General features: G+C 61.1%; 12 protein-coding genes and 1 pseudogene. 2 read left to right on the top strand and 11 right to left on the bottom strand.

What is annotated here, in order from left to right; all coding sequences use genetic code 11:
* Nucleotides 1-344: 344 nt before the first annotated feature.
* A complete protein-coding gene (locus tag PCOSP_RS18450; protein ID WP_175362153.1) occupies nt 345-617 on the bottom strand; it encodes a hypothetical protein in 273 nt (90 codons plus the stop codon).
* Nucleotides 618-982: 365 nt separating this feature from the next.
* Here PCOSP_RS18450 and PCOSP_RS18445 point away from each other — a divergent pair, with 365 nt between their 5' ends.
* Nucleotides 983-1,948 carry a hypothetical protein gene (locus PCOSP_RS18445; protein ID WP_464709240.1) on the top strand — a complete coding sequence of 322 codons (966 nt, stop codon included), beginning with the start codon at nt 983-985 and terminating at the stop codon, nt 1,946-1,948.
* 80 nt (nt 1,949-2,028) lie between these two features.
* Nucleotides 2,029-2,709, top strand: coding sequence for a phytanoyl-CoA dioxygenase family protein (locus PCOSP_RS18440; RefSeq protein ID WP_175385828.1), 681 nt, complete (start codon nt 2,029-2,031; stop codon nt 2,707-2,709).
* A 16-nt stretch (nt 2,710-2,725) separates the two neighbouring features.
* Here PCOSP_RS18440 and PCOSP_RS18435 read toward each other — a convergent pair whose 3' ends face one another.
* The 10 genes and pseudogenes from PCOSP_RS18435 to PCOSP_RS18390 form a co-directional block, all read right to left on the bottom strand.
* On the bottom strand, nt 2,726-3,283 hold the full coding sequence (locus tag PCOSP_RS18435) for a GNAT family N-acetyltransferase (protein WP_464709239.1): 558 nt from the start codon (nt 3,281-3,283) through the stop codon (nt 2,726-2,728).
* A gap of 571 nt (nt 3,284-3,854) precedes the next feature.
* Nucleotides 3,855-4,484 carry a response regulator transcription factor gene (locus PCOSP_RS18430; protein WP_464709237.1) on the bottom strand — a complete coding sequence of 210 codons (630 nt, stop codon included), beginning with the start codon at nt 4,482-4,484 and terminating at the stop codon, nt 3,855-3,857.
* On the bottom strand, nt 4,477-5,529 hold the full coding sequence (locus tag PCOSP_RS18425; RefSeq protein WP_139648607.1) for a sensor histidine kinase: 1,053 nt from the start codon (nt 5,527-5,529) through the stop codon (nt 4,477-4,479). Before PCOSP_RS18425 ends, PCOSP_RS18430 begins: the two co-directional genes overlap by 8 nt.
* Nucleotides 5,530-5,589: 60 nt before the next feature.
* Complete coding sequence (locus tag PCOSP_RS18420) at nt 5,590-6,894, bottom strand: ABC transporter ATP-binding protein (protein ID WP_139648608.1); 1,305 nt, start codon at nt 6,892-6,894, stop codon at nt 5,590-5,592.
* A gap of 10 nt (nt 6,895-6,904) precedes the next feature.
* On the bottom strand, nt 6,905-8,512 hold the full coding sequence (locus PCOSP_RS18415) for an ABC transporter permease (RefSeq protein ID WP_464711967.1): 1,608 nt from the start codon (nt 8,510-8,512) through the stop codon (nt 6,905-6,907).
* Nucleotides 8,513-9,243: 731 nt separating this feature from the next.
* Complete coding sequence (locus PCOSP_RS18410; protein ID WP_175362160.1) at nt 9,244-10,311, bottom strand: protein-glutamate methylesterase/protein-glutamine glutaminase; 1,068 nt, start codon at nt 10,309-10,311, stop codon at nt 9,244-9,246.
* Between the two features lie 2 nt (nt 10,312-10,313).
* On the bottom strand, nt 10,314-10,811 hold the full coding sequence (gene cheD, locus PCOSP_RS18405; protein ID WP_139648612.1) for a chemoreceptor glutamine deamidase CheD: 498 nt from the start codon (nt 10,809-10,811) through the stop codon (nt 10,314-10,316).
* A gap of 8 nt (nt 10,812-10,819) precedes the next feature.
* Nucleotides 10,820-11,655 (bottom strand): annotated as a pseudogene (locus PCOSP_RS18400) (CheR family methyltransferase).
* The gene (locus PCOSP_RS18395; protein ID WP_024778565.1) at nt 11,652-12,188 is read right to left on the bottom strand and encodes a chemotaxis protein CheW; all 537 of its coding nucleotides are present in this window, start codon (nt 12,186-12,188) and stop codon (nt 11,652-11,654) included. Before PCOSP_RS18395 ends, PCOSP_RS18400 begins: the two are co-directional and overlap by 4 nt.
* A gap of 38 nt (nt 12,189-12,226) precedes the next feature.
* A complete protein-coding gene (locus tag PCOSP_RS18390) occupies nt 12,227-13,885 on the bottom strand; it encodes a methyl-accepting chemotaxis protein (protein WP_139648614.1) in 1,659 nt (552 codons plus the stop codon).
* Nucleotides 13,886-13,910: the final 25 nt, after the last annotated feature.

The raw sequence follows: 13,910 nt of genomic DNA, 5'->3' as shown, positions 1-13,910 counted from the left end.
AAAAAGTCGGTCCTTCCTGATTGCCCACATACTGGCTGCTGAAAATGCCTTTTTTGCGCGCAGCTATGCGAAATCTGAGCTCGGAATCCTCTGCACAAAGTAAAGATTTCAATCTCAAGCGCTTACTTTTCTGCAGTGGAAACCATGGCAGACTTTTTCAACAGAATCGGCCGAAAGCAGCCTTCCGGGTTGTGAGTTTTGATGGCAGTCTTCGGTTACGCATGATCACTGACATGTTCGATAAAACCGACGCATTAGTAAGGCTTGAGGACGCGAACGGGTGAGTCTGCCTGTGCAATCCTCCGGGAGGAAAAAACGGGCACTCTCAAGCGCCCGTCGTTCTATCAGCTTTCAACCTGCGCCTGAAGTCTTCGTCCAATCACCTCCAGCAAATCACACCCATCACGCAACGGAATCACCAGAAGCTGTGCAAAGTCCGAAAGCACCACCGTATCGCTGGCAATCTCTGATCGGAACGCCATGTTCTCCAGTACCTGAGTCACCACACGAATCCGGTAGTCAGCGGTTGCGTGCAGAACGTCAAGCGGTGCTTGTGTATCGATGAGCAGGGAAGCCGGGGTGCAGTCAATGCCTGTGATGGGGACGTATCGTTCCATGTTTGAAACTCCGATCTAGTGAGGTTGGACCACTCAATCGTCGCCAAACAATTGGGTGGCAGTTGCACGCAGGTTGGCGAACCGGGATCGGAAACCGGCAGACCCGAAGGTCTCCCACGCGCAACTACCATAACGGGTAGCCGCGCAAGTGTGCCAAAGCCTTCGCAAAAAGCGCAGTACTTTTGCACGTGATCCCAGGTCGCCAAACCTGATCGCCCCCCTTGGGCGACGGGAAAGACTATAGTTTTTCGCGCCCAAACCGGACAAGGTGAGAGATTCCGAGAGCATCGTAGGAATCGTGAGAGTTCTGCGCGGAAACGAACCAACATTTTCAGGATTCGTAGGACAGTGAGAAGGAGTTCTGCATGTTGATCGGACACCGCTTCGAACGCACCGCCCAGGATGACCTGCATATCCACTCGCACAATAAGATGCAGAGTACCGCCGTGTTGCTGGTAGGCGCGCTTGCCTTCCTCTTGCCGATGGCGTTCGCCGTGTTCGCGGTCGCTGAGGGACTTTCGCCATCGGTTGGCCTGGATCCGCTGTCCTCGTTGCTCATCGTTCTCGGGCTGCTGCTGATTCCGGCCCTTGGCCTGATGCTGATGGTTTACACCGGAGTCCGCGAGACCTTGGTGTTGTCGCGCGTCAATGGTGAAGGCAAACGCCTGACCCGAAACTTTTTTGGACGCCGCGAGCGTGTGCAGTCGGTATTCAGAATCAATGCCGTCAAATGCCTTGAACTTCGTCGTCTTCCGCAGGCTGAGCAAGCCCGAACCCAGCTGTGGCTGGTGATGCGCGATGGCAGTGAGCATCGCCTGACCACCGATAACGTTCCGGTAGTGCCGGGCAGTCAGCGCACCGATTTGTGGTTGCGTGAGTTGGCCGATTACCTGAACGTGGCGGTGCCTACCGAGGTCGTCGGTGCTTCGGCGATGGCTGCGAAGGCTGCCTACAGGCCGGCTCCAGCGCCCACCAGCGGTAAGGCGGTGAGGGAAGCTAGAAGACGGAGAGGGAAGGAGGCCGCGGCTGCGTCCGAATCGAGCGCGGAGCTTGGTATGCCTGCCCGCGCCTTGCTCATGCTGTTGGGTACCTTCCTCGCGGTGCTGGAGCTGATTAACCTGGTCGCATTGGTGCCGTCTGTGTTTACCGGACGGCTGCACGCCAGCGGTTTTCGGACGGGCTCGACGATTTTCTATTGGGCGGAGCAACCGCTGAGCTTTTCCTTCAATTTGCTGATGGGTGTCGCGGAGGTGTTGATCGTTGGAGCCATCGCCTGGGGGTGCCTGCGCATGGCGTTTCGGGGGCGGATGGGTTCCAATTCCAGAGGGTAATTCTGAAGCCTCGATGGGGGCCGCTTCGCAGCCCAGCGGGGATGAATCCCCTCGCCACATACAAGGATATTGCCAGCGCCATGACCAACCGCAATCAACTCCACCTGGATGGCTACGTCCTGCTGCATCGTGCGATCCCAACCGAGTGGCTCGCAGAGCTGCGTAGCCTATTCGATGCGGGCGTAATACCGTCTGATCAATGGCCAACCCCCCGTGGCTGGGATTGGCGTCATTCGCTGCTGGACTGCAATCCAACGATCCAGGCGGTGTGTCGTCTGCCACCGTTGCTGGCGGCAGTGGGCGAGTTGATCGGCGAGCGTTTTTTTCTCGCGCAGGTGGAAGGACGCGAGCCCCTGGCAGGTGGCGGTCATCAGCAGTTGCACCGCGACCTGTCGGCCCAACGGCCGGGCGATACGGCGGTCGCCCTGGCTTTTTTCGACGACTATGGCCCTGGGAACGGCGCGACGCGTATTGTGCCTGGCAGCCATCGCCCGCCGCCGGGAACGCCACCCTTCGACTTCGCTGACGAGTCCCGCTCCATGCAGCTTTCGGGGTATGCCGGCGACATCCTGGTGTTCGATGCCGAGCTGGTCCACGCGGCCAGTCTGAACGTGAGTGGGGCTCGTCGTCGTTCGATCTTGGTGGGCTATTTTTCGGAACAGCTTTATGCGTCGCACCTGGAAACGGCACACTTACGGAATATCCGGATGGACACGAGCGAGCGGTTCGAGCCTGCCGATTTTGTCTTTGGTTCGGTATAGCCGATGCAGCTTTCAATTACCGTACCTGAGTAGTACGCCCCAGCCACTGCTCACGGTCCAATGCCCATACCTCTTTGTCCAATTCCCCGCTGACAAATCGCCCTCGTTCAGTCCTGAGCAATCGCATCCCCTCACGTTCCGAAATGCGCCGAGAGGCCTGGTTACCAACGGCCTTGGGCACCACCATTACCGGGCGATCAAGCGTCACGAACCAATACTCGTTGATCACCTCGCACGCCTCGCTCATGTAGCCGAACCCTTGCCATTGCGGTGACAACCAGAAGCCGCGGTGGTTGTCTGGTTGGTCAAAGAGGGAAATGCTGCCGATGATCTGGGCCGGGTCTGACGCCAGGCGGATCATCCAGTGCCACTCTTTGCCACGCTCGATGGCGGGCAGGGCGTGGTCGCGCACGTAGGCCAGAGCGCCGTCGGCGGGGTAGGGCCAAGGCACTCGGCTATCGAGGTAGCGGACCACTTCCCATTGGGGGAACAGCACCTGGATGGCGGGGGCGTCGGTCAGTTGCAGTGGAGTGAGGATCAGGCGTTGGGTTTGGAAGGTCGGGAAGCTGGGCATGGCGGTCGGTCCTTGAGCGCGGATGGATGAAGGTAATTGGATTCCGGTATCGATGTCGACTGGGATGGGAGTGAAAACGGTAGGTCTGTTGGCATCGGTGCTGGATGTGCTGCCGCCATCGCGAGCAGGCTCGCTCCCACATTGGATTGTGGCCTGCTACATGACCTGAGTTCGTCCCCGGATCCCCTGTGGGAGCGAGCCTGCTCGCGATAGCGGTGGGTCTGTTGGCATCGGTGTTGAATGTGCTGCCGTCATCGCGAGCAGGCTCGCTCCCACATTGGATTGTGGCCTGCTACATGACCTGAGTTCGTCCCCGGATCCCCTGTGGGAGCGAGCCTGCTCGCGATAGCGGTGGGTCTGTTGGCATCGGTGTTGAATGTGCTGCCGTCTTCGCGAGCAAGCCCGCTCCCACATTGGATTGTGGCCTGGTTACATGACCTGAGTTCGTCCCAGATCCCCTGTGGGAGCGAGCCTGCTCGCGATAGCGGTGGGTCTGTTGGCATCGGTGTTGGATGTGCTGCCGTCTTCGCGAGCAGGCTCGCTCCCACAAAAAGCAGAGCCTCGGGATTCCTTAGTGACTCATACCCTTGAGCCGCTCCGACATTTTGACCAACGCCGCCAACGAGTCCGCATCCATCTTGCGCATCAACGCGCCGCGCCGGACCTTCACGGTCACTTCGCTCAACCCCAAGCGTCCGGCCACTTGTTTGTTCAGCAAGCCTGACACCACCCACTCCATCACGTCCCGTTCGCCGTCAGTCAGGCTGTCATAGCGCCGTTTCAAGTCATCCATCACCGAGGCGGCCTTGCGCCGTTCCCTGTCGCGGTTCAGGCCCTGGCTGATGGCGTCGAGCAGGTCTTGCTCACGGAAGGGCTTGGTCAAGAACTCCAGCGCCCCGGCCTTCATGGCTTTTACCGACATGGGGATGTCGCCGTGGGCGGTGATGAAGATCACGGGGAGCTGGAGGTTCAAGCGGGCCATTTCCTGCTGGAAGTCCAGCCCGCTCATCCCCGGCATGCGCACGTCGAGGATCAGGCAGGCGGGGATGTCTGGCAGCGTGGCGTCCATGAATTCGCGCGCCGAGGCGAAAGCCATGCTCGGCAGGCCCACGGAGGCCAGCAGGTCTTGCAGTGAGACGCGTACGGAGCTGTCGTCGTCAACGATGTACACCATCGCTTCGGCAAGTTGGGGCTCAGTCATCGGATTCTCTTGTCACCGCCGGCAGGGTGAAGTGGAAGGTTGCGCCGGATTGCGGGTTGCTGGATACCCAGATACGCCCATCATGGGCCTCGATGATCGAGCGACTGATGGCCAGGCCCATGCCCATGCCGTCTGGCTTGGTGCTGTAGAACGCGTCGAACGCCCGCTCGTGGTCGTTTCCAGACAGGCCCTTGCCCTGGTCGGACACGGAAAACAACAGTTGCTGACCGGACTCCAGCACGGCATGAAACTCCAGGAACCGCTGGTCGGCGTCGACCTGGCGCATCGCGTCGATCCCATTCATCGCCAGGTTCAATATCACCTGTTGGATCTGCACTTCATCCGCCAGCATCGGCGGCAGGCCTTCCTGGATATGCACGCGCAGGGTGATGCCTTGCTCGTTCAGTTCTCCGGCCAACAGTCGCAGGGCGGTATTGACCGTGTCGGCGACGTTCAACCATTGCTTGGTGGGGGCCTGGTGCCGGGCCATGCCGCGCAGGCGGGTGATGATTTCACTGGCCCTATGGGTATCGGCGATGATGCGTTCCACCGCCAGGCGGGCCTTGGGCAAATTGGGTGGCTCCGTTGCCATCCAGCGCAGGCAGGCGCCGCTGCTGTTGGCGACGGCGGCCAAGGGCTGGTTCACTTCGTGGGCGATGGAGGCGGCCAGTTCGCCCAGCATGTTGACCCGAGCGATGTGTGCCAGGTGTGCGCGGGTTCGATGCACGGTTTCGATGGCGGCCGACAGGCGCAGGGCCAGGTAGGTCGTGCCGGCGATGGCGGCGAGGCTGATCAGCACGTTGATCTGGCCGGCCTCCGAATCACCGAAGCGTGTCAGCCGATAGCTGAAGATCGTCAGCACCATGCAAATGAACGATACGCCCGCGACCGCACGCGCTGGCAGGATCCTCACGGCAATCAGCACCACGACTATCTGGAAGACTCCCACGGCGATCTCGAGATCGGTGATGGTGTCTATCGCCGCGATGCCGAGCGCCAGCCCCAGCAGAAGCAGCAGACGCAGCGCCCATTGAGTTTTTCTCATTGAATATTCATCTCGTATCGCTCGATCCGGCCGGGCTTCGACCTTGTCATTTGAATCACCTCAGGACGGATTGTCCAGGCTGAACTGATCGGCCACTTCATCGTAGGCGAACAGTTCCGCATAGCGTCCCCACTGCGTGACGCAGTCCAGGGTGTGGGCGGCGTCGTGCTCGGACATGAAGTCCTCCAGTTGGTCCCGGAAACGTCGGGCGGGCGCCGTGCGGGTAGGGCGGTCGTCCAGTACTCTTCGCACATGCCCCACCAGCGGGACATACCGGAGCAGGTGCCGGGCGAACAATTGCTTGCGCTCATCGACATCCGACTCCCCGTAGCGATGCCCGGCGGGTAGCAGGGTGAGGGTCCCATCATGCAGGTCGGCGAAACGCATCAGCTGCAGCACCTCGGCGACCGGAAAAAGATCACTGTCGCTGTAGCGCAGCGCCCCCGCAAGCTCCCGCAGATCGGCCTGGCCGTCAAAGGGGTGATCCTGGACCGCTTCGATCAATCCGGCCAGTGCGTTGGTGGAGATCGACGGCAAGACCATGCCCACGCCCGTACCTGCAAACACACCCTGGCGTGGAGAATCCGCACGTCCACCACCGGCCATCTGCACGTAGATGTGTTCCACCAAGGCCTGGAACGCCAGGTCGGAGCGATTGCGCGGCTGGGGTAGGTCGACGCTGATTTCCTTCATGATGCGCCCCGGATTGGAGGAAAAGATCAGTATCCGGTCGCACATCAGCACGGCTTCTTCGATGTTATGGGTGACCATCATGATCGACTTGAGCGGCATCCTCCCTTCGCGCCACAGGTCCAGCAAGTCGGTGCGCAGGGTTTCGGCGGTGAGCACGTCCAATGCGGAGAACGGCTCGTCCATCAACAGCACATCCGGGGCGACCACCAGCGCCCGCGCCAGGCCGACACGCTGGCGCATGCCGCCGGACAACTCCTTCGGGAAGGCGCTTTCAAAGCCGTCGAGGCCGATCATGTCGATGGCGGCCAGGGCCCGTCGGCGGCGCTCGGGCACCGGCACGTTCAAGGCTTCGAGGCCGACCTCGACGTTCTGCAATACCGTCAGCCAGGGAAACAGGGCGAAGCTCTGGAACACCATGCGTACCGAACTCGCTGATCCCTGGGCATCGACGGGGAATTCAACCACGCCCGCGGTCGGCGAAATCAGGCCTGCGATGGAGCGCAGCAAGGTCGACTTTCCAGACCCTGAGCGTCCCAGCAGACCGACGATTTCGCCCTCGTTCAGGCGCATGCAGACATCGTCCAGGACCCGCCGCTCGGCGCCGCCGGCCGTGCCATAGACATGACCCACTTGCTGCACGTCGACCAGGCAGCGCTTCTCCATCACTTGCATTGGTTCATCCTCAATCGATTCGCAGTCGGCGCTCGGCGAAACCGTACAAGGGACGCCACAGCAGTTGATTGAAACCCACGACAAAGATCGCCATGACCGAAACCCCCAGCGCCACCCGTTGCATGTCTCCCGCCTCGGTGGCCTGGGCAATGAAGGCGCCGAGCCCTGACGCGTACAGATGCTCGTTACCCCAGGATACGGCCTCGGCGACGATGCTGGCGTTCCACGATCCGCCCGCCGCCGTCAGGGCGCCGGTGACGTAGTAGGGAAAGACGCCGGGCAGGGCGAACTGTCGCCACCATTGCCAACCGCGCAGGTGGAAGCTGCGGGTGGCTTCTCGCAGGTCGGTTGGGAGCGCACTGGCCCCGGCGATCACGTTGAACAGGATGTACCACTGGGTGCCCAGCACCATCAGCGGCGACAGCCAGACATCGGGGTTCAGTTTCAGGGCAACGATGGCGACCACCGCAAACGGGAACAGTACGTTGGCGGGAAAGGCCGCCAACAGTTGTGCAATGGGCTGCAGGCGTTCGGCCCAGCGCGGGTTCAGGCCGATCCACACGCCGACGGGTATCCAGACCAGACTGGCGAGCGCGATGAGCACGACGACGCGCAGCAGGGTGGCAAGCCCCAGGCTGACGGCGCTGATGACGTCCTCCAGGCCCAAGGTACTGCTAATGAAGGCTGACAACTGAAAGATTCCGGCCATGCAGGCCAGGACGATCAAGGCAATCCAGAGCAGGTCGGTCGCGCGGCTGAAACGGGCACTGGCCTTGAAGCGCAGGCGGGGCAGCGTGGGGAGTTTGTCCAGGAATAAGGAGCTCCCGAGACTGCCCAGTGCCAGCAGCGCCAAGGGCACCAGGCGAGTCGAGCGCAGCAGGTCGTAGACCCTGGAGCGAGGGCGCTTCTGGGAGGCGGTCTGCTCGAAGCGAAACCGGTCCGCCCAGGCCACGATCGGCCGGAAGAACAACAGGTCGTAGAGCATGATCACCACGGCCATGGCCAGCACGGCCCAGGCGGTCGCGACGATGTCTTTGCGTTCGATCGCCAGCGCCAGCCAGGAACCGATCCCCGGCAAATTCACGGTGGTGTTGCCGACAGTAATGGCCTCGCACGCCACCACGAAAAACCAGCCACCGGACATGGACATCATCATGTTCCACACCAGCCCTGGCGTGGCGAAGGGCAACTCCAGCCTGATGAACCGCTGCCAGGGCGAAAACGCAAACTGCCGGCTGACTTCGTAGAGGTCGTTGGGTACGGTCCTCAGTGATTGATAGACGCTGAAGGTCATGTTCCAGACCTGGCTGGTGAAAATGGCGAAGATCGCTGCGCACTCCACTCCGGACTCCTTGCCTGGGAAGAGCCCCATGAAGAACACCACGGTGAAGGTCAGGAACCCCAGGACCGGCACGGATTGAAGAACATCCAGCGCCGGCAGGATGACCAGGGCGGCCTTGCGACTTTTCGCCGCCAACGTGGCGATGAGCAGGGAAAACACAAAGGACGCAAACAGCGCGATGAACATGCGCAAGGTGGTACGCAGGGTGTATCCCGGCAAGTGGGCCAGATCGAGTGACAGCGGCGAGGCATCCAGCACACCGAGCGGCTGGTTCATTTGCTCGACGCCGTAGGTAATGAATACGACCAGCACCACGATGAGGCCAACCAGCGTGACATCAGCCCACCAGGCACCTGGCTCGTTGTATTTGAAAGGGGTCAATGCTGAGGCGGCGAGTGGAGAGCGCATCGTGCACCTCTTTTGTATCGTCGGTGTTTGAGTGCGGCGAGATTAAGTCCAGCCTCTGGCGATGACCACTGAGATTAAGGGCGGGAAAATATACGTTGGTATATCGAGGGGCGTGGCAAGGGGATCTGATCCGGTTTTTTTTGCTGACAGGTGCGGCTGTAATGCAACCTGAGTTTCAAGCCAGAATATTGCGAGGTATTCATCGGAAACCGAGTTCACCTCAGAGTCCTGTGGGAGCGAGCCTGCTCGCGATGGCGCTCTGTCAGTCGGCAAGGAAGTTGACTGTGCCGACGTCATCGCGAGCAGGCTCGCTCCCACAGGGGTTATGAAGTGGCTGCTTGCTGTGTGTTTCTTTCTGGAGTGCTTATGACGAAGATGGCAATTTTTCTGGGTGGTTTCCTGGCGTTGACCTTGCTGATTGGCGTGCTTGCGACGATTCCGCCGGTGTAGACGCCTGTGGCGAGGGGATTTATCCCCGCTGGGCTGCGAAGCAGCCCTGAAATCAGCCGACTCGGTGCCAGGTAGATCGAGGTGACCGCTTTGGGGGCCGCTTCGCAGCCCAGCGGGGATAAATCCCCTCGCCACAAAGCCCCCGATGGCTACCGATGCAAAATCACCTGCGCAATCTCCTGCAACCCCATCACCCGTTGTGCGGCGTTGAGTTTGATGGCTTCCTTGGGCATGCCGAAGACCACGCAGCTGGCTTCGTCCTGGGCCACGGTGGCGCTGCCGGCGTCGAGCATTTCCTTCAGGCCGCGGGCGCCGTCGTCGCCCATGCCGGTCATGATGACGCCGGTGGCGTTGCGGCCGGCGAATTTGGCCACTGAGCGGAACAGCACGTCCACCGACGGGCGATGGCGATTGACCAGCGGCCCGTCCACCACCTGCACGTGATAGAACGCGCCGCTGCGGGTCACCATCATGTGTTTGCCGCCGGGGGCGATGAGTGCCAGGCCCGGGTGGATGCGGTCGTTGTTGCGGGCTTCGCGGACTTCGATCTGGCACAGGCTGTTGAGCCGGGCGGCGAACGAGGCGGTGAATTTTTCCGGCATATGCTGGACGATGACGATCCCCGGACACACCCGCGGCAGGGCAGTCAACACCGCCTCCAGGGCTTGCGTGCCGCCGGTGGAGGTACCGAGGGCGACGATGCGTTCAGTGGTCTGCGCCATGGCGTGGCCGTTCGCGGCGGGCAGCATGGCATCGGCGTTGAGCTTGACGGCCGGTACCAGTGGCGCGGGACGCTTGCCCAGATTGCGGACATTGACCTGGGCGGCCCCCCTGATTGCCGCCACCAGTTCCGCCGCTGACTCCAACAGAAAACTCTTCAAGCCGCTGGTGGGCTTGGTGATGATTTCCACCGCGCCGGCGGCCATCGCCTGCAAGGTGGTTTCCGCGCCCTTGGGGGTCAGGGACGAGCAGATCACCACCGGAGTCGGGCGCTCGCTCATGATTTTCTTGAGGAAGGTGATGCCGTCCATGCGTGGCATTTCCACATCCAGCACGATCACGTCGGGCCACTCCCGGGCCAGTTTTTCCATGGCGAAAATCGGGTCGGAGGCCGCGCCCATGACGTGGATATCCGGGGTGTCACTGAGAATCGCCAGCAATACCTGGCGAACCACGGCAGAGTCATCCACCAGCAATACATTGATCTTTTTTGACATGGTTAATGCCGGGTCCTTATCGGTTGGTGCCTGACCCACACATCGCCGCTGCACAGGTCGAAGATGATGTTGCGGTAGCCGGTGCTGCCCATGTCCTGGGCAATCAGGTCCAGGCGGTAGAGGGCGGCCATTTCCAACGCCGCATTGACGTTCAGCCGCGCGACATCACCAAAGGGGACATGCCGTTGCAGCTCGGGGAACATCTCGCCGCCGCCGAACAGCTTGAGCTGGTACTCCTCGGGTTCGGTATGATGGACCCGCGCCTCACGGATGAACAGTTCGATGGCTTCGTCGGCGTACATGCCGTTGAGGGCCGTGGAGCAGCGTATGCGACTGGGCAGCATGAAATGGCACATGCCGCCGATCCGGTGTTCGGGATGCCACAAGGTGATCGCCACGCAGGAACCGAGGATCGTACGCAGCCGGGTCGGGCACGTGGCGAAGCGGAATTCGCCCGGTGCCAGGTAGACTTCGGCAACGTCCCTTGTCGCGGGTTGCATGGCGGCGCTCATGGTTTGCGATAAATCGATGGCATCACCATCTTCAAGGCATCGGAAACCCCGTTGAGGCTTTCCGAATGGCTCACGATGAAATACCCCCGGACTTGAGTCGGGGGATCAGTCGGGCAACCACTTTGCTTTTGGTGGGTTGGTCGAAATAGATCATGACGTTGCGCAGGAAAATCACATCGAACTCCCCCAGCTCCGGCAGGGTGTCGTTGAGGTTGACCTGGACGAAGTTGACGCGGTTGCGCAACGCCCGGTCGATCAGGAACGTGCCTTGCTGGCTGCCGGTGCCCTTGAGACAGTATTTCTTCAGCAGCGGCTGGGGCAGGGTGCGGGCGCGCTCCATCGGATAGTGCCCGGAGCGCGCCTTGGCCAGCACCTGGGTGCTGATGTCCGAACCGATCACTTCCCAAGGTGTGGTGCCCAGCCCTTCGGCCAGGGTCATCGCCAGGCTGTAGGGTTCTTCTCCCGACGAACTGGCCGCGCTCCAGAGGCGAAAGGTCTTGCCCGGTGTCGCCTTGGGCAGTACATGCTGGCGCAGGAAATCGAAGTGCTTGGGTTCGCGAAAAAAGTAGGTTTCGTTGGTGGTGAGCAAATCCAGCGCCACCTGCAATTCATCGCTGCGCTGGCCGTTCATGATCAGTTTGAAATACTCGCCGTAGCTGCCCAGCTCATAGTGCTTGAGGCGCTTGAACAAACGTCCGGCCACCAGGGCTTTCTTGGCGTCGGACAGGTTGATTCCGGCAGCCTTGTACAGCCAGGATTGAAACTGGCTGAACTCTCGATCACTGAGGGCCAGTGAGTTCACGGTGCGTTCCTTGCAGGTGTCGGCGTTCACTGGCTTTCAAACTCCAGCGCGGTGGGGCTGGCTTCGGCCAGTTGGGACATTTCGTCGATGGACAGCACACGCCCCACCTCCAGCACGATCACGAACTTGCCGTCGACCTTGGCCATGCCGCTGATGAAGTCAGCACGGATCTTCGCCCCGAAACTCGGTGGCGGTTCGATCTGCGAGGCCGGGATTTCCAGCACCGCCGACACTGTGTCCACTAGCAGGCCGATGTCCTGGGCGTGGCCGTCTTCGGTGTTGGCCTCGATGATCACTACGCACGAACGCCGGGTGATCGACGAGTTCTGCCGACCGAAACGGGCCGACAGGTCCACCACCGGCACGACCGCGCCGCGCAGGTTGATCACCCCGCGGACGAAGGCCGGCATCATCGGCACCACGGTCAGGTTGCCGTACTCGATGATCTCCTTGATGCAGAGGATGCCGATGGCAAACATCTCTGTGCCGAGCATGAATGTCAGGTATTGCGCTTCTTCCTCGACCGCGATGGCGGTCTGACGGGTAGTAGCGATGGCGCCCATGGCTTTTCTCCTTTAAGCGAGCCTGTGCAAGCGGACCGTCAGAACCGGGTGAATTCGGATTCGTCCGGTGCGCCGGCCATGTTGTAGGCGAACGCCTTGGGCAGAGTAGTCACCGAGGCCCGGGCCGGCTTGCGGTTGGTCGGTCCGGGTGTGTGGTCGACCTTCACTGGCAGGCTGGCCGACTTGGGCGGCGTGTCCAGGGTGAAGAAACTCATGGCCTGTTGCAGTTGTTCGGCCTGGCTGCTCATTTCCTCGGCGGTGGCAGCCAGTTCCTCGCTGCTGGAGGCGTTCTGCTGGGTCACCTGGTTGAGCTGGGTCATGGCGGTGTTGATCTGCGCCACGCCGGCGGCCTGTTCTTCGGAAGCAGCGCTGATTTCCTGCACCAGGTCCGAGGTCTTGTTGATCGAGGGCACCATCTCATCGAGCAGATTGCCGGCCTTCTCGGCCATGTCGACGCTGCTGGAGGACAGTTCGCCGATTTCCTGGGCGGCGACCTGGCTGCGCTCGGCCAGTTTGCGTACCTCGGCGGCGACGACGGCGAAGCCTTTGCCATGCTCGCCGGCACGGGCGGCTTCGATGGCGGCATTGAGCGCCAGCAGGTTGGTCTGGTAGGCGATGTCGTCGATGATGCTGATGCGCTGGGCGATTTTCTTCATCGCCACCACGGTCTGCTGCACTGATTCGCCACCGTCGGTGGCTTCCTTGGCGGCCTTGCTGGCCATGCCGTCGGTGACCTTGGCGTTCTCGGTGTTCTGGTTGATGCTGGCGCTCATCTGCTCGATGGAGGCGCTGGTTTCCTCGACGCTGGCCGCCTGTTCGCTGGTGGCCTGGCTCATGGACTGCGCGGTGGCGCTGACCTCTTCGGAGGCGCTGGCCAGGTTGTCCGCGGCGTTGCGCACTTCACCGATGATGTGGGACAGCTTGCCCACCATGTTCTGCATGGCGTTGAGCACCATGCCGGTTTCGTCCTTGGAGCCGGCCTCGATTTTCGCGTTCAGGTTGCCTTCGGCCAGCTGTTCGGCCACCAATGCGGCTTGCTTCAAGGGACGGGAAATGATCCGGGAGATGAACAGCGCCAGGCCCAGGCCGATCAGCAGGGCCGCAGCCAGCACGGCGATGATCGACAGACGTGATTTTTCAAACAGTGCCGTGCCGCGTTCGCTGGCCGCGCCAGCACCGACGTCATTGAGTTCCACCAGTTTCTGCAGGTCACCGGTCACCAGCTCGAAACGACGCCGGGACTCGCCCTTGAGCAGCGCATGGGCTTGCTCGGTGAGGTTTTGCCGGGACAGTGCCATCAGGTCTTTGCTGATCGCCAGATAGGCGACCCAGTCATTGCGGGTTGTCTCGAACAGCTGACGGTCTTCGGCGTTGGAAAGCAGTTTTTCGTAGGTCGCCATACGGGTCTCGAAACCTTTCCTGGCTTCTTCCGCTTCCTGTTCGACTGTGGTGCGTTCCTGCTCGGAATCAGCGGTGATGTGACGGTTTTCCTTGAGGCGATAGTTCGCAGCGTAGAAACGCATGCCGGATGCCGCGCGCATGGACGGCATCCAGTTTTCACGGATTTCGGTGGTGGTGCCGTTCACTTCGCCCAGTTGGATGATCGAGAACACCCCCATGACGGCGGTCAGGGCCAGCACCACAAGAAATGAGGTGATCAGTTTGGTGGCGATTCTAAGATCGTAGAACCATTTCATTGGGAAATACCTCTCCATGGAGTTG

The sequence above is a fragment of the Pseudomonas sp. MAFF 730105 genome, assembly GCF_055380705.1.
The sequence above is the reverse complement of the archived record's forward strand: the minus strand, read 5'-3'. Positions and strand labels throughout refer to the sequence as shown.

Bases quoted from the DNA above. Each gene is read 5' to 3' on its own strand.
- PCOSP_RS18425 (WP_139648607.1), bottom strand. From the start codon at position 5,529: ATGAGAAAAACTCAATGGGCGCTGCGTCTGCTGCTTCTGCTGGGGCTG.
- PCOSP_RS18445 (WP_464709240.1), top strand. From the start codon at position 983: ATGTTGATCGGACACCGCTTCGAACGCACCGCCCAGGATGACCTGCAT.
- PCOSP_RS18440 (WP_175385828.1), top strand. From the start codon at position 2,029: ATGACCAACCGCAATCAACTCCACCTGGATGGCTACGTCCTGCTGCAT.
- PCOSP_RS18395 (WP_024778565.1), bottom strand. From the start codon at position 12,188: ATGGGCGCCATCGCTACTACCCGTCAGACCGCCATCGCGGTCGAGGAA.
- PCOSP_RS18415 (WP_464711967.1), bottom strand. From the start codon at position 8,512: ATGAACCAGCCGCTCGGTGTGCTGGATGCCTCGCCGCTGTCACTCGAT.
- PCOSP_RS18450 (WP_175362153.1), bottom strand. From the start codon at position 617: ATGGAACGATACGTCCCCATCACAGGCATTGACTGCACCCCGGCTTCC.
- PCOSP_RS18435 (WP_464709239.1), bottom strand. From the start codon at position 3,283: ATGCCCAGCTTCCCGACCTTCCAAACCCAACGCCTGATCCTCACTCCA.
- PCOSP_RS18410 (WP_175362160.1), bottom strand. From the start codon at position 10,311: ATGTCAAAAAAGATCAATGTATTGCTGGTGGATGACTCTGCCGTGGTT.
- PCOSP_RS18390 (WP_139648614.1), bottom strand. From the start codon at position 13,885: ATGAAATGGTTCTACGATCTTAGAATCGCCACCAAACTGATCACCTCA.
- PCOSP_RS18430 (WP_464709237.1), bottom strand. From the start codon at position 4,484: ATGACTGAGCCCCAACTTGCCGAAGCGATGGTGTACATCGTTGACGAC.
- cheD (WP_139648612.1), bottom strand. From the start codon at position 10,811: ATGCAACCCGCGACAAGGGACGTTGCCGAAGTCTACCTGGCACCGGGC.
- PCOSP_RS18420 (WP_139648608.1), bottom strand. From the start codon at position 6,894: ATGCAAGTGATGGAGAAGCGCTGCCTGGTCGACGTGCAGCAAGTGGGT.